The following is a 23,308-nucleotide window of genomic DNA, read 5'->3' on the forward strand; positions in this document are numbered from 1 at the left end:
TCGCAATGACAAGAGGGGGTATCATTACGATGAACGTTTTTTATTCTGTCATTGCGAGGAGTCCTTCCACGGAAGGACGACGTGGCAATCCCGGTGATGGGGAAAACAAGATATTGACACGCGGAATTTATCCTGAGCTATACGAGATTCTTCGCCCCGATTGCATCGGGGCTCAGAATGACACTGGGTGAAGTCTTGGCAAACCAACTACTATGGTCTATAATCTGTGCCAAGAGTCATGAAGAATGCTGACACCTCATTGTGAGTTGAAATCGGAACTCCAAACTAAAGCGCTGAGGAGGTGAGACCATGCCGTTCTGCAGGAAATGCGGACATGAAGTAGACAGTGATGACCAGTTCTGCTATGAATGTGGAGCCCCGGTGGGACCAACAGTCGGACAGGCAGACAAACGAGGCAAAGTCAAAGCTCCGAAAAAGCCCACCCCACAAGAAATCACGCCAGAGCCTCTTGCAACGAAGCAAGAAGTTGTGTCAACCCCAGGAAAACCACCAATCAAACCACAGAGAGAGACCGGCAAACGTAGAATCGGGTGGCCGGTTATGAAGCCCCAGCCAATAGTCCCAACTCAAACTGTGGCCGCAGAAGAGATACCAACAGAGGCACCGAAAAAAGCCGGCAAACTTAGAATCAGGTGGCCAATTATCCTAGGGGCAGCAGTGGCGGTTGTCGCCCTGGGAGTTGCTACTTGGTGGTTCGCCTTTTCCTCACCGGGAGAGCTGGTATTTAAAGACGACTTTAGCAACACCGACAATGGCTGGTTAGTAGAATCGGGCGACTGGGGAGGCATAGCGTATTCAAATGGCGAGCTCGCCATACACAGAAAAACGGCGTTATGGGCGTTTTCAACAAATGACAACGTAGGCGAGCAGACCGATTTCATCGTCGAGGTCGATGCCAGGAAGATACCCGAGGGAGAAGACAACACCGATTGCAGCATCCTCTTCCGATTTCAGGACAACAAGAACTTCTACGGCTTCTACGTCGCGCCAAGGGGCAATTACTCGGTGTGGAAAAAGGTGGGAGGCGAATGGACTAAGTTAATAGACTGGACAGAATCAGACTACATAAAAACCGGCACCTCCACTAACAAGCTTAAGGTGGTCTGCCAGGGACAAAAGATGGATTTCTACATCAACGGCCACAAGGTTGACACCACCAATGACGACACCTTCATTGAAGGTAAAATCGCCATTTCGGTGACCAGTGTAGAGTCAACGCCCGCCATCGAGTACCATTTCGACAATTTCAAGCTATACAAGATAGGATTAGCCACAATTGACAATTATCCCAATGTCACCTCCTTCTCTGTTCCTTCCACTTCGATCAAGCAAGGTGAAACTCTCACTTTCTCCTATAGCGTCTCAGATGATATTGGCTTAAAGCAGGTGGAATTATGGCGAGAGGATAGTACTGCTGGGGTGTCTTTCAGACCGATTAAGACGACCTCTGTCTCCGGTAAGAGTTATACCGGCTCCTTCTCCGATGCTCCATCTGCACCAGGTGCCTATTGGTATGGTCTACATGCGGTAGATACTAATAATGAGTGGAATTGCGAGAGAAATTCACGAACCGGTTTTTCACCAGGTGTCTATGGCCCGATACATGTGGTAGTAGAAGCATCTGAGTAATCTAATATCTAAAGAAATAATTATATGATGACCTTTCTGTTAGTTGAAATCGGAAATCAAAACTAAGCGCCGAGGAGGTGAGACCATGCCATTCTGTAAGAAATGTGGATATGAAATATACAGCGACGACCAGTTCTGTTATCGCTGTGGTGCCCCAATGGGACCGACACCCAAGCGAGTCAAAGCCAGGGCTCCGGCAAAGCCCCAGCCAATAACCCCCACTGAAACTGCGCCCGTACATGAGATACCGACCGAAGCACCGAAAAAAGCTGGCAAATTTAGACTTAGGTGGCTAGTTATATCAGTGGCAGCGGTAGTAGTTGTCGGCTTGGGAATTGCCGCTTGGTGGTGGTTTGCCGGCTCCGCCCCAGAAAAGCTGGTATTTAAGGACGACTTCGGCAACACTGGCAGCGGCTGGTGGGTGAGTTCAGGTGACTGGGGAAGCACAGGATATTCGAACGGCGAGTTGAAGATGCAGAGGAAAACCGCAGGCTGGGGGTATGCAGACAACGAAAATATAGGCCGGCAGACCGATTTCATCGTCGAAGTCGCTGCTAGGAAAATACCCGAGGGAGAAGACACCACCGATTGCAGCATCCTCTTCCGGCTTCAGGACAACAATAACCTCTACGGGTTCTACGTCCAGCCAAGGGGCAAGTACTCGGTGTGGAAAAGGGTGGAAGGCAAATGGACTGTATTGATAGACTGGGCCGAATCAGACTACATAAAAACCGGCACCTCCACAAACAAGCTTAAGGTGGTCTGCCAAGGACAAAAGATGGATTTCTACATCAACGGCCACAAGGTCAATACCATCAAGGACAACACCTTCGTCTCAGGCCAAATCGCCCTATCTGTGTACAGCGAAGAGTCCACCCCCACAACGGAATACCGTTTCGACAATTTCAGGGTCTACGCCCTCAAGACACCAGTCGAGAAAGAGCCGAGCGGAAAGCCGCTGTTCGAAGACGACTTCAGCAGCTCCAACAGCGGCTGGTGGGTTGGTTCAGGCGATTGGGGAGGCGTGGCATATTCGAATGGCGAGCTAGTCATGTACAGAAAAGAGGGAGGTAACTGGACATATACAACAAATGAAAACATAAGCCAACAGACCGATTTCGCCGTTGAAGTCGATGCTAGGAAGATACCCGAAGGCATGGATTTTAACTATTGTGGCATTCTTTTCCGGTTTCAAGATGCAGACAACTACTACGGGTTTTTTGTCAACAGCAAGGGCGAATACGATATAGGAAAGTCAGTTAGTGGACAATTCAGCAAGCTTAAAGACTGGACACGATCAGACTACATTAAGACCGGCACATCCACCAATAAGCTCAAGGTCGTCTGCAAGGGGACCACAATCGAGGTCTACGCCAACGGTCACAAACTTGCCACCGTTGAAGACAACAGCTTATCCGCAGGAGAAATCGCACTGGAAGTCTTTACCAACGAGTCCACCCCCACAACGGAATACCGTTTCGACAATCTCAAGCTGTATCCGGCAGGAGCACTGGGGGAAACGTCCGTCACTGAACCAACTGCCTCCGAGGCCACATCTGCCGAAGAAGCAGCATCTGAAGGCACTTCAACTGAATCCACCGGCGAATGGCTCCTATATTCAAGTGATGCCTTCGGATTCTCCGTTGAATATCCCTCATCCTGGTCGCTGAATACGTTTATGGAATTCCTAGGGACTGTCCTCATAACAGAGCCAGGCGGCAAAGCAGTTATCAGTACATCCGTCCTACCTGTAGGGAGCGTTATACTGGATGATCTTGTCAGTGGGATAACAGACTACCAAAAACAGAACGATTTCTACTATGAACTTATTTCCAACAACCCTGTAACTCACCAGGGAATTAGCGCCAGAATTGTAGAGTGCGTGTATCAAGAGGAGGCAGAAAAACCCAGGTACAGAAGCAGCCAGCTATTTACAATCGTCGATGGAATGAAATATAGCATCGAGCTGAGAGTGACGCCACCGGCAGACTACGGTTCCTACTCCCAGTTATTCCAGAAGGTTATGGCAAGCTTTCACGTTCCTTAGCTAGACCTCTTGCTGAAGCTTCTCACCGGCCCAAGAGAAAAGACGTTGGGGCTAAGGCTAAAGATGCGCTTTCGTTTAGCCACTTGCAGTCGCCTTTCCGCAAAATTGTAACCGTTTAGTATGGCACTTTTACCAAGTGCGCCGCTTGCGATCAACCTGTTAAAAAATTCACCCTTTCCTCTCCCATCAAGGGAGAAGGAAATTTAATATACCGCAGAGATTGACCACGAATGCTTTTTTTGCTAAACTACCGTTTTGGTTATTCAAGTCCGCGGAGAGCCAAGTGCCTGATGAACTAGCTAAGATAGTGGCTGAATACAAGGGGGAAAAGGGCGCATTAATTCCAATCCTACAAAAAGTCCAGGAAAAATTCGGTTATCTATCTGAAGAGGCAATTTCAGAGATAGCTAAATCATCACGAATGTCGGAAAGCGAAGTCTTTGGAGTTGCATCTTTTTATGCCCAATTTTATTTCACTCGCCGTGGCCAGCACACCGTGAAAGTCTGCTTAGGCACTGCATGTCATGTCCGCGGAGGTGAGAAAATTCTGGACGAAATCAAGAGGGAACTTGGTGTTGAATCCGGTGGCACAACAGAAGACTACAAATTCAGCTTAGAGAGAGTAGCCTGCTTCGGTTCCTGTGCTCTAGCTCCGGTATTGGTGATAAACAAAGATGTTTATGGACGGATGACAGTTGCCAAGTCAAAAGAGACTGTAAACAAATACCGATGAAGGCCTAGTGTCATGACTTTCGAGAAAATCCACAAACAAGCAGTCTCAGAGTGGGAAGCGCTGCAATCAAGTAGTAAGCCGCGGCTCTTGGTGGGTGCCGGTACCTGTGGTAGTGCCGCTGGAGCCATGGATGTTCTCAAAGTTATTAATGAAGAACTGGCACGACAAAACATAGAGGCTATTGTTATCCAGGTCGGCTGCATGGGGTTATGTTTCGCCGAACCGATGATGGGCATAGTTAAGCCGGGGCACCCACAAGTCATCTACGGCAATTTAACACCTGAGATTGCTACTCAGATTGTTAAGGACTACCTGGTAGCCGATAACCCTCGTGCTGATTTAGCTCTAGGTTACGCGGGTGACGGCAAGGCTGATGGCATTCCCAACTTGTTCGAACTACCAGTGCTCAAGCCACAGGTCCGCGTAGTTCTGCACAACTGCGGTTTCATCGACCCCGAGAACATAAACCACTACATCGCTAACGGTGGCTACAGTGGGCTGGTCAAGGCATTAAAGATGTCCCCAGAAGCAATAATTGAAGAGATTAAGAAGTCAGGCTTGCGTGGCAGAGGCGGCGCCGGTTTCTCAACAGGGCAGAAATGGGATTTCTGCCGGAAAGCACCGGGGAGAGAAAAATATATAATTTGCAATGCCGACGAAGGTGACCCGGGCGCCTTCATGAACCGCTCACTACTAGAAGGTGACCCTCATTCAGTCCTGGAGGGGATGGCTATCGGGGCTTACACCATAGGAGCCAACCAAGGCTATATTTACTGTCGTGCCGAATACCCATTAGCTCTGGAAAGACTGAGGCTAGCTCTACGGCAAATGGAAGAGTATGGCTTTATTGGAGATAACATACTTGGCTCCGGCTTCGATTTTCACCTAAAGATTAAAGAGGGAGCAGGGGCGTTTGTTTGCGGTGAAGAAACAGCTTTGATGGCCTCCATAGAAGGTAAGCGGGGAATGCCTCGGTCACGACCTCCCTTTCCAGCAATATCAGGATTGTGGGGCAAGCCGACAAATATTAATAATGTGGAAACCTGGGCAGACACAGCACGTATCTTGCAAAAAGGCAGCGAATGGTATGCCGGGTATGGCTCAGAAAAAAGCAAAGGAACGAAGACCTTTGCCCTTGTAGGAAAGGTTGAGCGCACCGGGCTTATCGAAGTACCCCTAGGCATCACCTTGCGTCAAATAATATACGAAATCGGCGGTGGAATACTCAAAGGCAAGGAGTTCAAAGCCGTGCAAACCGGCGGCCCTTCAGGAGGCTGCCTGCCACCATCAATGCTCGATTCACCTGTTGACTATGAATCGCTAGCTGCTGCCGGCTCAATCATGGGCTCAGGCGGCATGATTGTTGCCGACGAAGACACCTGCATGGTCGATCTGACAAAGTACTTCCTTAATTTCACACAGGCTGAATCCTGCGGTAAATGTCCACCCTGCCGGGTTGGTACACGGCAAATGCTGGGCATTCTGGACCGCATTACTCGAGGCGAAGGCAAACCCGAAGATATAGCGCAGCTTGAGAGGATAGCCATAACAGTGAAGCAAGGCTCACTCTGTGGCTTAGGTCAAACCGCCCCTAACCCGGTGCTGACCACCATCCGCTATTTCCGCAATGAATACGAGGCTCACATTAATGAGAAGCGCTGCCCGGCCCGGGTATGTAAGAATTTGATTTCGTTCTATATTTTGCCGGACAAATGTCAAGGTTGCATGATCTGCCTCAGAGCCTGTCCTGTGGAGGCAATCACTGGTGACAAAAGAATGATTCACATCATCGACCAGGATAAATGTATTAAATGCGGGACATGCACTGATGTCTGCCCACCACGCTTTGCTGCCATAACAAAGGTTTCAGGTGAGCAAATCGAAGTCCCTCAGCAGCCAGTACCTATCGAGGCATCTGCTTAACAGGAGCTAGTATGATTGTCGGCGAAGAGACTAGAATTATGAACCTGACTATAGACGAGCAGCAGGTCAATGTAAAGGAGGGTGCCACAGTACTTGAGGCAGCCCGACAGGCAGGAATATATATTCCAACATTGTGTTATCATCCCAGCCTTACTCCATACGGAGCCTGCCGCTTGTGCATCGTAGAGATTGAGAATTTGCGTGGTTTTCCCACGGCCTGTACTACGCCGGTAACTGAAGGCATGGTGGTAAGAACCAATACTCCACAGCTCCAGGAGCTTAGACGAAGTATCTTTGAACTTATTCTGGCAGAACATCCCAAGCAATGCCTTACCTGCTCTAAGAATTTGCGTTGCGAGCTACAAGAGATTGCCTCCCGCATTGGAGTGGAGGAGATTACTCTCTCCCCTATCCGCAAGGAGCTACCGGTTTACCAGGACAGCCCATTTTTCGACCGCGATTACAATCTTTGCATACTCTGCGGCCGTTGCGTCCGAGTATGTCAAGAGGTTAGAGGAGCTGGAGCAATTACCTTTACCTATCGAGGCAGCCAGGCATTAGTCGGCACTGCTTTTGACAAGACATTGGAAGACTCAGGATGTCAATTCTGCGGGGCTTGTGTTGATATCTGTCCCACCGGCGCCCTGATGGACCGCTACAGCAAGTGGCTGGGGCTACCTGAACGCTCAGTAATTACCACCTGCCCCTACTGTGGAGTTGGTTGCCAGTTAAGCCTCGAAGTAAATGGAGGCAAGGTTGTCCGTTCAGTACCCGTCCTGGAAAATTCAGTAAATCAAGGACAGGCCTGTGTCAAAGGGCGTTTTGGCATTGCTGAGTTTGTCCATCATACTGAACGCTTGACCACACCCTTAATACGAAAGAACGGTGAACTTGTTGAGGCAAGCTGGGATGAGGCCTTAGACTTAATAGCAGACAAGCTGGGCAGATACAAAGGAGACCAATTCGCCTTTATCGCCTCAGCTAAGTGCACCAATGAAGAAAACTATGTGGCACAAAAATTCACACGCATAGTAATGCAGACCAACAATGTGGACCACTGTGCCCGTCTCTGACATTCCCCCACGGTGGCCGGTCTGGCCGCCAGTTTCGGTAGCGGTGCTATGACCAACTCTATCAGCGAAATCAAAGATGCTGCCTGTATCTTAGTCATCGGCAGCAATACCAGCGCCGGTCATCCGGTTATTGCACTGGAAATAAAGAAGGCAGTGCGCGATGGTGGCAGACTTATCGTTGCCAATCCTCGAGAGATTGAGCTTTGCCGCTATGCTGATATATGGCTGAGACACCTTCCGGGCAGTGACGTTGCCCTGCTCATGGGCATGATGAAGGTTATTTCAGACGAAGAACTGGCTGAGCTACCCTTTATCAGCGAATGCTGTGACAATTTCGACAACTTCAAGGAATCGCTGAAGAATTTTGACCTTGACTTCGTAGAAAAGGCTACTGGTGTGCCACAAAACACTATAATCGAGGCAGCTCGATTATATGCCACGTGCAAACCGGCAACCATAATTTATGCCATGGGCATTACCCAGCACAGCCATGGTACTGACAACGTACTGGCAGTCGCTAACCTGGCTATGTTGACCGGCAATATGGGCAGGCCTTCAACCGGTGTAAATCCACTGCGGGGGCAGAACAATGTCCAGGGTGCCTGTGACATGGGCGCCTTGCCCAACGTTTACACCGGCTATCAAAGGGTTGACAATCCTGACATTCAAAAGAAGTTTGAAATCGCCTGGAGAAGTGACTTGAGTCCAACTCCGGGATTAACCTTAACAGAGATGCTCGATGCTGCTTGCGATGGGAAGATTAAAGCAATTTACGTAATGGGCGAGAATCCGATATTGAGCGATGCTGACGCCAACCACACTGAGAAGGCACTGAAAAAGCTAGAACTCTTAATAGTTCAAGACCTTTTCCTGACCGAGACCGCACGGCTGGCAGATGTAGTTTTGCCAGCAGTCAGCTTCGCCGAAAAGGATGGCACTTTCACCAATACCGAACGGCGCATACAACGAGTGAAAAAGGCAATCGAACCTGTAGGCAACTCCAAGCCTGACTGGTGGATTATATGCCAGCTGGCCAGGAGAATGGGTGCCCAGAATTTCGACTTCGAGAACCCATCTGAAGTGATGGAGGAAATCGCCAGATTGACGCCCAGCTATGGAGGCGTCAGCTACGAACGCCTGGAAGAATGTGGACTGCAATGGCCTTGTCCAACTAAAGACCACCCAGGGACACCTATATTGCACGTAGGTAGATTCGTCTGCGGCCTGGGAAAATTCACACCGCTGCAATATAAGCCACCTGCTGAGCTACCTGACAAAGAATATCCGCTCATGCTTACCACGGGGCGCAGCCTGTATCACTATCACACTGGCACCATGACACGGAAGATCACCGGCCTCAATGCCCTTGAACCAGAGGGGGTAGTAGAGATAAATCCGTCGAATGCTTCTTCCCTGAAAATTAAGGATGGCAATATAGTCAAAGTGGTTTCACGTCGCGGTGAATTAACAGCCAAGGCAAAAGTAACTGAGAAGTCACCACAAAATGTTGTTTACATGACCTTCCATTTCGCTGAGAGCGCAGTCAATCTACTGACTAACCCGGCATTAGACCCAATAGCCAAAATCCCAGAACTGAAAGTATGCGCCGTCAAAATTGAAAAAGCGCCCAAGAAATAAATACACGGAGCTGCCGGGATAATAAAGATTATGTCAACTGATTTAAGAAAACAAATGCGTGAGCTACTTGACCCTTTGCAGGGGCACAAAGTCATTCTAATACCAGCTCTCCAGGCTGTGCAAGAGAAATTTGGCTATTTGCCTGAAGCGGCCATGGAGGAAATCGGACGCGTGGCTGGCGTGTCGCCAAACGTGGTCTACGGAGTAGCCAGCTTCTACGCACAGTTCAGGACAACTCCCGTAGGCAAAAAACATGTTACAGTATGCCAGGGCACTGCATGCCACGTGCGCGGCGCCGCCCGAATTCTGGAAGCTATTGAACGTGCTCTGGATATTAAAGCAGGTGAAACAACCCCCGACCTAGGGTATAGCCTGGAAACAGTTGCCTGCATAGGAGCCTGCGCACTTGCCCCTACACTGAGAGTAAACGAGGACACCCATGGCAAGTTAACTACGAACGATATCGAAAAACTTTTCTCGAAAATTGCTAGACAAGAGGAGACTTCTGACTCGTAATGGAAGCAAAGCTAAATGGCGAATATACAATCCTTGTATGTCAAGGAACCGGCTGCGTATCTTCTAAATCTGACAGAATTACCCAGGCGCTCGAGAACCATATTAAGCAATCAGGACTGTCTAAAAACGTGCATGTAAAACTTACCGGGTGCCACGGTTTCTGCCAGCAAGGCCCTATCGTCATTGTTGAACCTGAAGGGATTTTTTATACCCAGGTCAAAGAAGAAGATGTGGCAGAAATCGTACAATCCCATATTGTAGACAGGAAATACGTAGAACGATTGTTTTATCATAACCCTGTCACCGACGAGGTTATTCCTCTATACAAGGATATCCCTTTTTACAGTCGGCAACACCGCCTAATACTGCGTAACTGCGGGCATATCAACCCTGAACAAATTGACGATTATCTGGCTACTGGCGGCTATGCAGCATTGAAAAAGGCTATTTCCGAAATGGAACACACCCAAATCATTGAGGAGATTAACCGTTCAGGACTGCGGGGAAGAGGTGGTGCCGGATTTCCCACAGGGAAGAAATGGGACGAGGCCCATAAAGCAAAAGAACAGCCCAAATATGTGGTATGTAATGCCGATGAGGGAGACCCGGGAGCATTTATGGACCGTTCTGTTCTAGAAGCCGACCCGCACTCTGTTATTGAAGGGATGGCTATCGCTGGCTATGCTATCGGCACATCTGAAGGCTATATATATGTCCGCGCTGAGTACCCATTGGCAGTGAAGCGGCTCCGCATTGCCATAGCACAAGCCAAGGAACGCAAACTACTAGGAAAAAATATCATGGGCAGCGGATTCAACTTCGACATCGAGATAATGCAGGGTGCTGGGGCTTTCGTTTGCGGCGAAGGCAGTGCCCTGATGTATTCAATAGAAGGCAAGCGAGGAATGCCCCGGGTAAGGCCGCCGCGGTCAGTGGCAGCAGGGCTGTGGGGCAAACCTACATCTCTGAATAACGTCAAAACATATGCCAGCGTACCCTTGATTATCAACAGGGGTGCAGACTGGTATAGAAGTATAGGCACCGAGGGCAGCAAAGGAACAGCAGTGTTTGCTCTCACCGGCAAGATAGCCAATAGCGGCCTGATTGAAGTACCAATGGGAGCTACTCTCCGCGAGGTCGTTTTTGACATTGGAGGTGGTGTCCAGGAGGGCAAGAAATTCAAAGCTGTTCAGACAGGCGGCCCGTCTGGTGGCTGTTTGCCTGAGAGTGCATTAGACCTAACGATCGACTTCGAGTCACTAACTAAGGCCGGTTCTATGATGGGGTCTGGAGGCATGGTGGTAATGGATACAGACACTTGCATGGTAGACCTGGCACGTTTTTTCCTCAACTTCTGCTGCAATGAATCATGTGGCAAGTGCGTGCCATGCCGAGAGGGACTGCCTCTAATGATTGACATCATGCACAAGATAACCCGAGGTGAAGGAGATTTACACGATATCGACCACCTGCTTGATTTAGGTGAGACAGTAACGAAGAGTGCCCTATGCGGATTGGGAACAACCGCCCCTAACCCTGTGCTGTCAAGTATTCGCTATTTCCGGGACGAGTGGGAGGCTCATGTCATCGACAAAAAGTGCCCGGCACTAGTGTGCAAGGCTCTTATAAATTTCTACGTACTCCCCGACAAATGCGCTGGCTGTGGTATCTGCCTCCGAGCCTGCCCTGTGGAGGCAATCAGCGGGGGCAAGAGGCTAGTCCACGTCATCGACCAGGAGAAATGCATCAAGTGTGCAACTTGCCTCGAGAAATGCCCTGAGCGCTTCAGCGCCATAGCCAAGGTGACAGGAGAGCAAATCGCCGTGCCCAAAGAGCCAGTACCGATAGGCACACCTTAAACATAGCGTGTAAAAATGGGTATTATTACTCTAACTATAGACGGTATAGAGGTCAGGACTACCGAGGGCAAAAGAATCCTGGAAGCAGCACTGGATGCTGGCATTTACATCCCTAATTTGTGTGCGCTGCGAGATATTAAACTGCCTTTCGGAGCCTGCCGTCTATGCCAGGTGCAAATAGAAGGCAGACGGAGCGCCATCACCGCCTGCAGCGAACCCGCAGTCAACGGCATGGTCATTCTGAGCAACACACCTGAAGTAAACAGCCTGCGCCAAAAAATTCTAGAAGTAATGCTGGCCAGGCATCCACATGACTGCCTAACCTGCTGGAGGAGGGAGAGATGCCAGCCATTCGATATATGCCTGCGCAATGTGGCAGTAACTGAGCGCTGTGTTACCTGCCCAAAAAACGGACGGTGTGAACTCCAGCAAGCAGTTGATTTCATCGGCCTTGATGGAATGCCTTTCCCCTACACCCCCAAAGGACTACCTGTCGAAAGGGACAATCCTTTCATTGTCCGCGACAACAATCTGTGTATTCTCTGTGGCCGTTGTATTAGGGTCGACCAGGAGATGTTGGGCTTCGAAGCTATAGCTTTCAATCTCCGCGGAGCCAGGACTTATATCGGCGGCGCATTCGGAAAACCCCTTATCGAGTCGGGATGCACCTTCTGCGGTTCCTGCGTAGAAGTTTGTCCGGTAGGAGCACTGATGGACCGCGGCGACGAATGGAATCGATGGCCTGACCGTGAGGCCGCTTCAATCCGCTGCAAATATGCCTGCCCTGTAATGTTAGATGTACCACGCTTCATACGTTTCATCAGGGAAGGAAAATATGCCGAAGCCGTGGCTGTTATCCGCGAAAATGTTCCTTTCGCTTCCATCTGTAGCCTTATTTGCGAGCATCCTTGCGAAATTGCCTGCCGCCGCCGCGATCTCGACCAGCCTGTTGCCATCAGAGCCTTAGAGCGCTTTGCCGTCGAACGTTCCGGCAAGGCTGAGCCTGTGAAAGGCTCAAAAGCTGCGGCCTCAGGCAAAAAGGTAGCCATCGTCGGATCAGGGCCTACGGGGCTTACCGCGGCCTATTACCTAGCCAAAAAAGGTGGACATGCCGTGACCATATTTGAAAGCTCCAGTCAGCCCGGTGGCATGATGCGAACATCGATACCTGAATATACACTGCCTCGAAATATCCTGGATGCAGAAATAGAAGCCCTGACAAAGCTGGGAGTTAAAATAAAAACTAAGTCCAAGGTAGAATCGGTTGACAAGCTAATTAAAGAAGGCTACGATGCCGTGCTTTTGGCTATCGGAGGCATGCCGGAAATCCCTGAACAATTTGGCGTTGAGGTCAACGAGGAAAATGCCATCCAGGTTGACACTGAAAACCTGATGACGAACAAAAAGGGCGTCTTTGCTGGGGGTGATACAGTGACTAAAAAATCGTCATTTATTGAAGCCGTGGCTGCCGGCAGGAAAGCAGCAATCTCCATTGATAGATACCTGGGTGGTAGCGGCGACATCAGCGAAGTCCTGGCACCTGTCATAGAAGGTGTACCCAGGGTAGGCAGAATTGACAATTTCGCTCAAAGAAAAAGGCAAGAGATGCCTACGGCAAAGCCAGCCAAGCAAATTGGCAACTTCACCCAAGTCGAGCTCGGGTTCAGCGATGGGCTAGGAAATGAAGAGGCAAAGCGATGCATGGGCTGCGATCTGAGATTTGCCGTGGCTCGCATGGTAGCTGGTCCAGAAGACAAAGTTAATAAGGCGGGTAGAGAGATTGAACCCTCCCTCTATTCGTCATCGCGAGGAGCGTAAGCGACATGACGCTCTCGATGATAGGAAGGCTGAATGTAGGGACAGACCTTCAGGTCTGTCCGTGGCATTACAGACATGCGTTTCGGACAGGTCTAAAGACCTGTCCCTACATGCTGTGTGATTGCCACGCTTCGCTCGCAATGACAGAAGGGAAAGGCTTGGAATGGGGAGGAATTAATAAGTATTTTATTCGATAATACAGTTTTGAATAAATCATGAATTGTTCCAATCGGTCTCATTCCGGGGGCGATTATGTATAAAATTGTGGCTAAAGAGAAGCTCTGTCCTGTAGTCGACTTCATGAAAATCGAGGCACCGGCAGTAGCCAAAAAGGCTAAAGCAGGCCAATTTGTCGTTGTCCGAGTTGATGAGGTTGGCGAACGCATCCCGCTTACCCTAGCCGATTGGGATGATAAAGAGGGCACTGTTACCCTTGTAGCCATGCAGGTAGGAACCACTACCTATAAACTAGCCAAACTCAACACCGGTGACCAAATATTAGATTTGATTGGCCCTCTAGGATTATCTTCAGAAATAGATAATTTCGGCACTGTGGTCTGTGTTGGCGGTGGCGTTGGCGTAGCTCCTGTATATCCGATAGCCAGAGCGCTAAAGCAAGCCGGAAACAAGGTTATCACCATAATGGGCGCACGAAGCAAAGACCTGCTTTTCTGGGAAGACCGCCTGAGAAGCGTCAGCCACGAGCTGATAGTCACCACCGATGATGGCTCCTACGCCCGCAAGGGAGTGGTCACCGAGCCCTTGAAGGAAATATTGGAGAAAAACAAACAAATCAGCCGTGTCATTGCCATCGGCCCGGCTATAATGATGAAATTCTGCTCTTTAACCACCAAGCCTTTTGGCGTCACCACCCTTGTTAGCCTCAACTCGATTATGGTCGATGGCACCGGCATGTGCGGCTGCTGCCGCGCTTCTGTAGAGGGTAGCACCAAGTTCGTCTGCGTTGACGGCCCGGAATTCGATGGGCACCAGGTTGACTGGGACCTTGTGTTCAACCGCCAGCGGATTTACTGTGATGAAGAAAGGCAATCACTGGAACTGTGGAAAACCCACCAGTGTCAGCATTCTTAAAATCGGAGAGTAAAGGTGGAGGAAAAAGCCAAACCAAAGCTCGATTTGAATAGAGTGGCTATGCCCCGCCAAGACCCGAAAGCCAGGGCAAGAAACTTCAATGAGGTGGCGCTGGGCTATACTCACGACATGGCACTTCAGGAAGCCAACCGCTGTATTCAATGCCCCAAGCGTCCCTGTGCTGACGGCTGTCCGGTTAATGTAGACATCCCCGAATTCATCAAGGCAATACGAGACAATGATATGGCCGAGTCGGTGAGGATAATGAAGGGCAAAAATGCCCTACCAGGCATCTGCGGACGGGTCTGCCCACAGGAGACACAATGCGAGGAGGTATGCACACTATCCAAGAAAGGCGCACCAATAGCCATCGGCAGGCTGGAACGATATGTGGCTGACTGGGAACGGGAACATAGCGCAGAGCTGGCTACATCTCCCAACCTACTACCATCGACAGGCAAGAAGGTGGCTGTAATCGGCTCAGGGCCTGCGGGACTGACCTGCGCCGCCGACCTAGTTAAATTCGGACACAAAGTGACCATCTTCGAGGCGCTACATGTTGCCGGCGGAGTGTTGATGTACGGTATACCCGAGTTCAGGCTACCCAAAGCCATTGTCCAGGGTGAGGTAGATTATGTCAAGTCACTGGGGGTAGAAGTCAGGCTTGACTCGGTGATGGGCAAACTGGCCACTGTGGATGAGCTACTGGAGAGCAACTATGATGCCGTCTTCCTGGGCACCGGTGCCGGGTTGCCCATGTTCCTGGATATACCCGGCGAGAATTTCAACGGCGTCTATTCAGCCAACGAATTCCTCACCCGTGTGAACTTGATGAAAGCCTATCTCTTCCCCGAGTACGATACCCCAATAAAGATAGGAAAGAAAGTAGCCGTTGTCGGCGGTGGTAATGTAGCTATGGACTCTGCCCGCTGTGCTTTGAGACTGGGCGCAGATGAAGTTTACATCATATACCGACGGTCTCGGGTTGAGATGCCAGCAAGACATGAGGAGGTGGAAAACGCCGAGGAGGAAGGGATTATCTTTAAGCTCCTCACCAATCCGAAACGATTTATAGGCAATGACCAGGGCTGGGTAACGGCAATGGAGTGCTACGGAATGGAACTCGGTGAGCCTGATGCCAGCGGCAGACGCCGCCCCATCATTAAGGAAGGCAGCGAGTTCACCATTGAGGTTGATGTAGCCGTTGTGGCGCTGGGAACTACTCCCAACCCTCTGATTCCATCTACCACAAAGGGACTGGAGACGAGGAAAAACGGCACTGTGATGGCTAATGAGGAAACGGGCAAGACAGTAAAGGACAGGGTCTGGGCGGGAGGTGATGTCGTCACCGGCGCCGCCACCGTTATCAGCGCCATGGGTGCTGGCAAGCGAGCTGCCGCCTCAATAGATGCCCATCTAAAAAGCACCAAGTCCTAAGCACCAAATTTCAAATAGTCGAACTTGGGAATTTGCTTCTATTTTCACTACGGATGTAGGTTGGAGCGCAGATGCTCCAACCTACCCAAGAAGGTCATCGCGAGGAGCAATGGCAACGTGGCGATCTCAGCAAAAGGCAGACGCTGGTTGCCAGGCAGAGATTGCTTCGCTGCGCTCGCAATGACGGATTTGTTTAGGATTTAGGACTTCGAATTTTAGATTTGGCAGTGCCTTTCGGGCGGGGTGTGGCCAATAGGCGCTTTATCTCCGTGCTCAACTTCTTAACATCAAACGGCTTGTGAATATATGGAACTCCTGTCCTGGCAATAAAGGCTTCAGTATCCACCCCTATAACATCACCGGTGATGAAGACTACCCGTTGCGCCAAGGACTCAGCTATCTCCTTAATACGCTCATACAGCTCGCTACCGCTCATTCCGGGCAACTTGATGTCCAGCAGTATGAGGTTATACCTGTTACTCTTAATCCTATTCAAGGCGTCCTTGCCATCGTCCGTGGCCTCCACCTCATGCCCCTCCTCAGTCAGAACCTGGCTTAACAGGCGCCTTACCACCGGCTCATCATCCACCACCAGTATCTTGCCTTTAGCTGCCTTTTTCGGTTCGCGGGCTGGCTTGACTTGCCTGGGACGTTTCTCCTCAGTAACTATGGGCAATTCCACGATGAAGGTAGCCCCCTTGTCCAGCTTGCTTTCAGCCCATATCCTGCCACCGTGCTCGGTTACTATGCCGTGGCAGATGCTCAAGCCAAGCCCCGTCCCCTTGCCTATCTCTCTGGTGGTAAAGAAGGGGTCGAATATCCTATCCAGGTTCTCCTCAGCTATACCAAGCCCATCGTCTTTGAATGATATACGGATAGCATTACCTAACTGCTCTGTCTTGATTATGAGCTTCCCTTTACCACGGGCCAATTTCATCTCCATCTCGGCATTTATAATCAAATTTAGGAACACCTGCTGGAGCTGGCCAGGGTCGGCAAAAGTTAAAGGCAGGTCGGAAACAAGCTTGGTGGTGACCTTTATATTACTCGTCCCTAACTCATAGGCACGCAGGCGTAAGACAACCTCGATAACCTGGTTAATATCGACAACCGTACGCTCCGGCCTAGTCTGGCGAGCGAAAGTAAGTAGACCCTTTACAATACCAGCTACTCGCTTAGCCCCGTCATGGATAACCTCTAAATCACTCCTGATGTGCTCAGGAACATCTTCTTGCATCAGCAACTCGGAATAACCGATAACGCCGGTAAGCGGGTTATTTATTTCGTGGGCAATGCCGGCTGCCATCTCACCCACAGAAGCCAGGCGGCTAGCGAGCTGAGCCTTTTGCTCAAATTCCCTCCTCTCCTCTTCAGCCTTTTTTCGTTCACTGATGTCCCGCATGACTCCCAGAATACCGATAGCTCGACCAGCCGGGTCACGCATGAAGTTCATTTTCAGCTCTACCCATAAGGTGGAGCCGTCACGACGAAGTATCTCCACTTCCAGTGTCCGTGACCTGGTCGGGTCCAGTGGTGTGACGTTTGCCATGACCAATTCCTCAGCAAAAGTCTTCATGGCGAGCTCTTGGGAAGACAACGTCAGAAGCTGGCCAATTGACATTGACATAACCTCTTCAGCGGTGCGGCCTCCAAGATATTTAACAGACGGACTGACATAGATGAACCGTAAATCCATATCCATAGCCCAGATAACATCTCTCACGTTTTCAGCCAGCAAGCGGTAACGCACTTCACTTGCCCGCAGTGCCTCTTCAGCTTTTTCCCGCTCAGTGATATCTTCACCAGAGCTAAGAGTACCAATAATTTTGCCCACTGCATCCTTTAAAATGACATTATGCCAGGCGATGATTCTCTCCCCCCCGTTTCTGTTCAAGACAGGATTCTCAAAATACTCAACAGGTTCAACTTCTCCAGCCATCAATTTATTGAAAACCGCTTTTACTTCATCCCTGACTCTTTCGGGAATTAATGTGTCAAACCAATTCTTGCCAATTATCTCTTCCTGTTTGTACCCCAAAATCTGGCAACCCTTCCTGTTTATTAAACTAACTCTGCCATCAGCATCGTTGGCTATAAACATAACCCCAGCAACATCAAGATACCGTTGTGCCCTATCTTTCTCCTGCTGCAATTGCTCCTCAAACTTCTTGCGCTGTTTCTCCCGCTCTATAGATTCAATGCCGAAAGAGACATTGGCTGCCATACGGTCGAGCAATGTGGCCTCCTGCTCGGTGAAGAAATTCGTCTCAGCAGCATAAAAGCTGAGAGCGCCGATAACCTTAGCCCCGAGCCGCAACGGAAAAGAGGCACTAGAACGATAGCCACGTTTGGCGGCTTCAACACGCCAGGGATGCATACGCGGGTCCTGCTCCCAATCGTTGCAGATATCATATCTGCCCTCTCGAATAGCAGTGCCCGTGGGACCACGACCATCCGGAACGTCGTCAATAGATATTTTGACCCTCTTTAGATATCTATCCTCAAATCCGTGATAGGCAACCGGCTTCACTACATGAGTATCAAGGTCAACTAAGCCAACCCACACCATCCGAAACCCACCATCATCAACAGCAATGCGGCATATCTCCTGACAAAGCTTCTCTACCTCGTGAATGCGGACAACGGCTTCATTGGTACTACCCAACACAGCATACAGTCTGCCAAGACGAGCAGCTTTTTCCTCGGCTTGCTTTCTTACAGTAATGTCGCGGGAATTCACGACAATGCCACGTATAGCAGGATGTTCAAGAAGGTTACGCCCGACCACATCGACAATACGCCATGAACCGTCTCCATGCTGCCCTCGCACCTCCATATTGACTGTATCCTCGGGATTCCTCAAAATATAATCGAATCTTTCACCAATAAGAGCTATATCATCAGGATGAACATTCTTGAAAATATCACTACCAATTTCGTCAATTGGATCGCGTCCCCAGATATTTTTATAGTTAGGACTCTGATATTTCACAGTTCCAAGAGAATCGATAATAGCAACGACATCTAACGAATTTTCAATGAGTGCCCGGAAATGTTCTTCACTCTGTCGCAGCATCTGCTCCGCTTGCTTGCGCTCGGTAATGTCCTGATAAATAACCTGGAATTGCTTTTCACCATCCCACAGCACTTTTCCGCGGGACACCAATAGATTTCGAACTTGTCCATCTTTACGCACAGTGCTGATCTCGTAATTGGGGGAAACATATTCTCCTCGTTTCCTCTTCTCTTTCCTTTCCCTGTGCTCCTCATAGCTCTCAGGAGTGTAACGCTGTCTTCTAGGCACGGCTTCCAGTTCCTCAAGACTACTGTAGCCATAGATATCGAGCAAAGCCTGGTTGGCGTAAAGCGTCTTTCCATCTTCACTGACAATGCGTATGCCCAAAGGCGAGTTTTCTATTGAGTCGCGGAAGTTCTGCTCTGAGAGGCGTAGAGATTCTTCAGCCCGCTTGCGCTCAGTAATGTCCAACACTGTGAATGTAACACCTCGGCCAGGGTCTGCGGGGTCCATGGGCGCGCTGCTCAGGATGACATCGATTACCGTTCCGTCTTTATGCCTGAAACGCGTCTCCACCGTACCGGCTCCCCACTCAGCGATCTGGCGATACTTTTCCCTCCCAACAAACTCATAGTCCGCATCACTTGCATAAACCATCCGCGCAGACTTGTTAATGAGCTCGTCGCTGGTGTAGCCGGTCATCTCACAGAATCGCTGATTAACTTCCATCAGCACGCGGTTAACCACCACACCAATACCTATCGGTGCGGCGCGGAAGATGCTCCGCAGCATCTCCTCTGCCCGCTTGCGCTCGGTGATGTCACGGACAACAGCTTGCATTGCCGGCTTGCCCTGGTAAAACAGAGGAGCTGCCCTCACCTCAACATCAACCTCTGTGCCATCGAGCTGGACGAATTTTTCTTCGAGAGCGGGAGCCACTATTCCTGTTTCCATTGACTTTCGCATTCGCTCGGCGACAATTTCACAATAGTCCGGGTGGATTACGTCCATCACTGGTTTGCCGATGATTTGGTCGGGGCTTGATGCGCCAAACAACTTCAATCCGGCACTATTTACGAAGACATGCTTGCCTTCGCTGGCAACAAAAATGGCCTCGGGAGATAGCTCTACCAGAAAGCGATACCGCTCCTCGCTCTCTCTCAATGCATCCTCCACCTGCTTGCGTTCGGTGATATCTCTCTGCATCGAGATAGAGTGGAGCAGCTTCCCCCCTGCATCCCTGACGGCATGAGCGCTTAACAGGACAGTTCGCTCTGCACCTTCTTTGGTGATTATGCTTAATTCCTCGTTTTCGAGCTTTCCAGCTTCCTTCCACTTTGCAAATAATCTTCTGGCCTTTGGGCGAGAGCCAGGCACATAGACCATGTCAATAAGCGGTTTTCCGATGACCTCTTCTTTTGTATAACCAAGCGTCTCCAGGGCAACTTCGTTTATATCCAGAATTTCGCCATCTGGCGAAACTATATAGCAGTACACAGGGGCGTCTTCGAAGAATGTCCTGAACCTCTCTTCACTCCTCCGTAGTTCCTCCCCAGCCCGCTTGCGCTCGGTGATGTCCTGACATATCGTCTGAATGAACTCCCTATCCCCAATAGTGGTCAGCCTGGCACTCAGAAGAACATCGTAGGGAGTGCCATCTTTACGCCTGAGTTGCGTCGGATAATCAACAACACCACCATGTTGCCTGACTTCTTGCAACAACGCCTGTCTATCTGCCTTATTAACATACGTATCAGCCAGATTAATCTTAGTGAACTCCTCAGCCGAGTAGCCGGTGATGGTCTCCATGGCCTTATTAAGGCTTATCACCTTACCATCAGTCGAGGCAAAACCGATTCCAAACGGGGCATTATCGAATACATGGCGGTACCATAGCTCACTTTCCTCTAGTGCCTCTTCCAACTTTTTGCGCTCGGTGATATCCTTAACATAAACACAAAGGCCGTCCTTCGTGGGATAAGCACTGATATCAAAAACGAAATCTCTGCCACCAATAGCAAAGTTATTAATGAAATGTTGCGCCTCTTTCGTTTTCATCGCCCGTCGGTACGCATCCGCAGCTATTCTGGTGGCTTCGTCATCCGGGAAAATGTCAGTGAGACGTTTACCCAGCGCGTCTTTAGCTGAGATGCCAGTAAGTTCTTCGCTGGCTTTGTTCCAATACGTGTACCTCAGCTTTTCGTCCATGGCGAAAAAGACATCGGTGATGCTTTCGGCAATTTCCTTGTATTTCGCCTCGCTTTCCCTCAAAGCTTCTGCCATCTTCTTGCGCTCGGCTGCTGAGACCTCCAGTTCGGCAATCCGCCGGCGCAATTGCCCCAGCTCATCGATGAGCTGCTCTTTGGTCTTTTTCACGTCCTTCATCTCCCACCTCCTAAAAATAGATTGGCGTTATTCGTGGTTACAATAGGAAACCTTGTTATACACCTCATTTCTACTATGTTCCACACAATATGTCAAGTCAAGGAGGGTAAACGACCATGAGATTGCTTCGCTTCGCTCGCAATCCCATTTTAAGTTCCCCCTTTGACAAAAAGGGATTAAGGTGAAGGAACCTTCATACAAAACTTGACAAATCCCAAGCAAACACTTACAATACCTCCCAATCTAATACGGCAAAGGCTGTGAACAGGACTAGTAGGTCTTTAAGCGAGGCTACAGAGAGTCAGAGCAGGTGAAAGCTGACGCCGGCGCAAAAGGTGAATGGACCTGGGAGCCGCAAACCGAAAGGTTGGTCTAACTAACACGAGTAGGCTTTGACGCAAAGGGTAGCGTTATCATAACCCGGGGTATCGCCCAAGCAATTTAGGGCCGTACCTGAATGAGATGGTCGCTAGACCAACAAGGGTGGCACCGCGAAGTTAAGCCTCTCGCCCCTTAGGCGAGAGGCTTTCTGTTTTTAAAGAGCTTACGAAGGAGGTTTAGGAATGACACCAATATCGTGGATATGGCCCTAGAGGGCCGAGGACAAGTTTTTAATCAGCCCAAACGCGCTTCTCTATTGCCCAAAAAACTTTAAAAGGAGGAAAAAATGAAAGGAAAAGAAACCAAAATCTTATTAACCGAAAAGGAAATGCCGACATCGTGGTACAATATCTTGCCTGACCTGCCCAAGCCATTACCCCCACTGTTGCACCCGGGCACCAAGGAGCCTACAATCCTGCCTCCCCCACTTTTCCCGAAGGGTTTACAAGACCAGGAGTTCAGCAAAGAGCACTCTATAGAAATCCCCGATGAGGTGCTGGATATCTACAAGCTGTGGCGGCCAACTCCCATAATCCGAGCTTATCGCCTGGAGAAAGCGCTGGATACACCAGCTAAAATCTTCTATAAATACGAGGGGGTAAGTCCGGCTGGCAGTCATAAGCTAAACACTGCTGTGGCCCAAGCCTACTATGGCAAGAAAGATGGCATCAAGCGCTTCGCTACTGAGACCGGCGCTGGCCAGTGGGGCAGCGCTCTAGCGCTGGGCTGCGCTTTCTTTGGCCTGGAGCTCAAGGTTTATATGGTCAAGGTGAGCTATAACCAGAAGCCGTACCGTCGTATACTGATGGAGACCTGGGGGGCTAAATGTGTACCCAGCCCCAGTAAGGACACTGAAATAGGGCGCAAAATCCTGGCTGAAGACCCCAATTCGCCAGGGAGCTTAGCCATCGCCATTAGCGAGGCTATAGAGGACGCTTTTGGCCGCGAAGATACCTACTACTCCATAGGCAGCGTCATCAACTCCGTTTTGCTACACCAGACCATAATCGGGCAAGAAGCCAAGAAGCAGATGGAGAAAGCAGACGTTTATCCTGATATCATCGTCGGCTGTATCGGTGGCGGTAGCAACTTCGCCGGTATGTTCCTGCCCTTCGTCAAGGATAAAATCGAAGGCAAGCAGCCAAAACTGCGCATCATAAACGTGGAACCGACGGCTTGCCCCAGCGTGACCAAAGGGCCTTATACCTGGGACTTCGGTGATGTATGCGGAATGGCGCCAATTGCAAAAATGTACACCCTAGGCCATACCTTCATACCACCGGGGATTCATGCCGGCGGGCTTCGCTATCACGGCATGGCACCGATAATCTGCCACCTCCACAAGCTAGGATTTGTCGAAGCTAAGGCAGTACCCCAGGTGGCAACCTTCCAGGCTGGTGTGCAGTTTGCCAGAACTGAGGGCATCATACCAGCGCCAGAACCGAACCATGGCATCAGGGTAGCCATAGATGAGGCCCTGGCTTGCAAGAAGTCTGGTGAGTCCAAGACCATACTCATCGCCCTGAGCGGACATGGTCACTTTGACCTAGCGGCTTATGACGAGTTTCTCACCGGAAAGCTGCAGGATTACGACTATCCCGAGGAAAAGGTAAAGGAAGCCTTAGCCCACCTGCCCAAGGTAGAGTACGTAGAAGCATAGCATACTTCTAAAGAATTGTTCACATCTCCCCCTCCTCCAATCCTCACTGGTGGAGGGAGATGTGAATCCAAAATTCTAAA

General features: G+C 50.0%; 12 protein-coding genes. 11 read left to right on the forward strand and 1 reads right to left on the reverse strand.

Annotated elements, in window-relative coordinates; translation table 11 throughout:
* The first annotated feature begins 309 nt into the window (after positions 1-309).
* From FJ023_05585 to gltA, 10 genes are all read left to right on the forward strand, one after another.
* Positions 310-1,650: a zinc ribbon domain-containing protein gene (locus FJ023_05585; GenBank protein ID MBM4446808.1), complete on the forward strand. Its 1,341-nt coding sequence runs from the start codon at positions 310-312 to the stop codon at positions 1,648-1,650.
* A gap of 85 nt (positions 1,651-1,735) precedes the next feature.
* The gene (locus FJ023_05590) at positions 1,736-3,697 is read left to right on the forward strand and encodes a DUF1080 domain-containing protein (GenBank protein ID MBM4446809.1); all 1,962 of its coding nucleotides are present in this window, start codon (positions 1,736-1,738) and stop codon (positions 3,695-3,697) included.
* Positions 3,698-3,980: 283 nt separating this feature from the next.
* Positions 3,981-4,430, forward strand: a complete 450-nt coding sequence (nuoE, locus tag FJ023_05595) for an NADH-quinone oxidoreductase subunit NuoE (GenBank protein MBM4446810.1) — start codon at positions 3,981-3,983, stop codon at positions 4,428-4,430.
* 12 nt (positions 4,431-4,442) lie between these two features.
* Positions 4,443-6,353: an NADH-quinone oxidoreductase subunit NuoF gene (gene nuoF / locus FJ023_05600; protein ID MBM4446811.1), complete on the forward strand. Its 1,911-nt coding sequence runs from the start codon at positions 4,443-4,445 to the stop codon at positions 6,351-6,353.
* A gap of 38 nt (positions 6,354-6,391) precedes the next feature.
* A complete protein-coding gene (locus FJ023_05605; GenBank protein MBM4446812.1) occupies positions 6,392-9,064 on the forward strand; it encodes a formate dehydrogenase subunit alpha in 2,673 nt (890 codons plus the stop codon).
* 30 nt (positions 9,065-9,094) lie between these two features.
* Positions 9,095-9,580 (forward strand): NADH-quinone oxidoreductase subunit NuoE, encoded by a 486-nt coding sequence (gene nuoE / locus FJ023_05610; protein MBM4446813.1) that lies wholly within the window; start codon positions 9,095-9,097, stop codon positions 9,578-9,580.
* On the forward strand, positions 9,580-11,439 hold the full coding sequence (gene nuoF, locus FJ023_05615) for an NADH-quinone oxidoreductase subunit NuoF (protein ID MBM4446814.1): 1,860 nt from the start codon (positions 9,580-9,582) through the stop codon (positions 11,437-11,439). The genes nuoE (FJ023_05610) and nuoF (FJ023_05615) overlap by 1 nt, the downstream gene beginning before the upstream one ends.
* A 15-nt stretch (positions 11,440-11,454) precedes the next feature.
* Positions 11,455-13,257: an FAD-dependent oxidoreductase gene (locus tag FJ023_05620; GenBank protein ID MBM4446815.1), complete on the forward strand. Its 1,803-nt coding sequence runs from the start codon at positions 11,455-11,457 to the stop codon at positions 13,255-13,257.
* A gap of 252 nt (positions 13,258-13,509) precedes the next feature.
* On the forward strand, positions 13,510-14,349 hold the full coding sequence (locus tag FJ023_05625; protein MBM4446816.1) for a sulfide/dihydroorotate dehydrogenase-like FAD/NAD-binding protein: 840 nt from the start codon (positions 13,510-13,512) through the stop codon (positions 14,347-14,349).
* Positions 14,350-14,409: 60 nt separating this feature from the next.
* Positions 14,410-15,786 (forward strand): NADPH-dependent glutamate synthase, encoded by a 1,377-nt coding sequence (gltA, locus tag FJ023_05630; GenBank protein MBM4446817.1) that lies wholly within the window; start codon positions 14,410-14,412, stop codon positions 15,784-15,786.
* A gap of 193 nt (positions 15,787-15,979) precedes the next feature.
* Here the strand turns inward: gltA and FJ023_05635 are convergent, their stop codons facing one another.
* Positions 15,980-21,187, reverse strand: coding sequence for a PAS domain S-box protein (locus FJ023_05635; GenBank protein ID MBM4446818.1), 5,208 nt, complete (start codon positions 21,185-21,187; stop codon positions 15,980-15,982).
* 667 nt (positions 21,188-21,854) lie between these two features.
* On the opposite strand from FJ023_05635, the gene FJ023_05640 reads away from it, so the two are divergent.
* Positions 21,855-23,228 carry a TrpB-like pyridoxal phosphate-dependent enzyme gene (locus FJ023_05640; GenBank protein ID MBM4446819.1) on the forward strand — a complete coding sequence of 458 codons (1,374 nt, stop codon included), beginning with the start codon at positions 21,855-21,857 and terminating at the stop codon, positions 23,226-23,228.
* The last annotated feature ends 80 nt before the right edge of the window (positions 23,229-23,308 follow it).

It is taken from the genome of Chloroflexota bacterium (genome assembly GCA_016875875.1).
Lineage (GTDB): Bacteria > Chloroflexota > Dehalococcoidia > GIF9 > UBA5629 > 9FT-COMBO-48-23.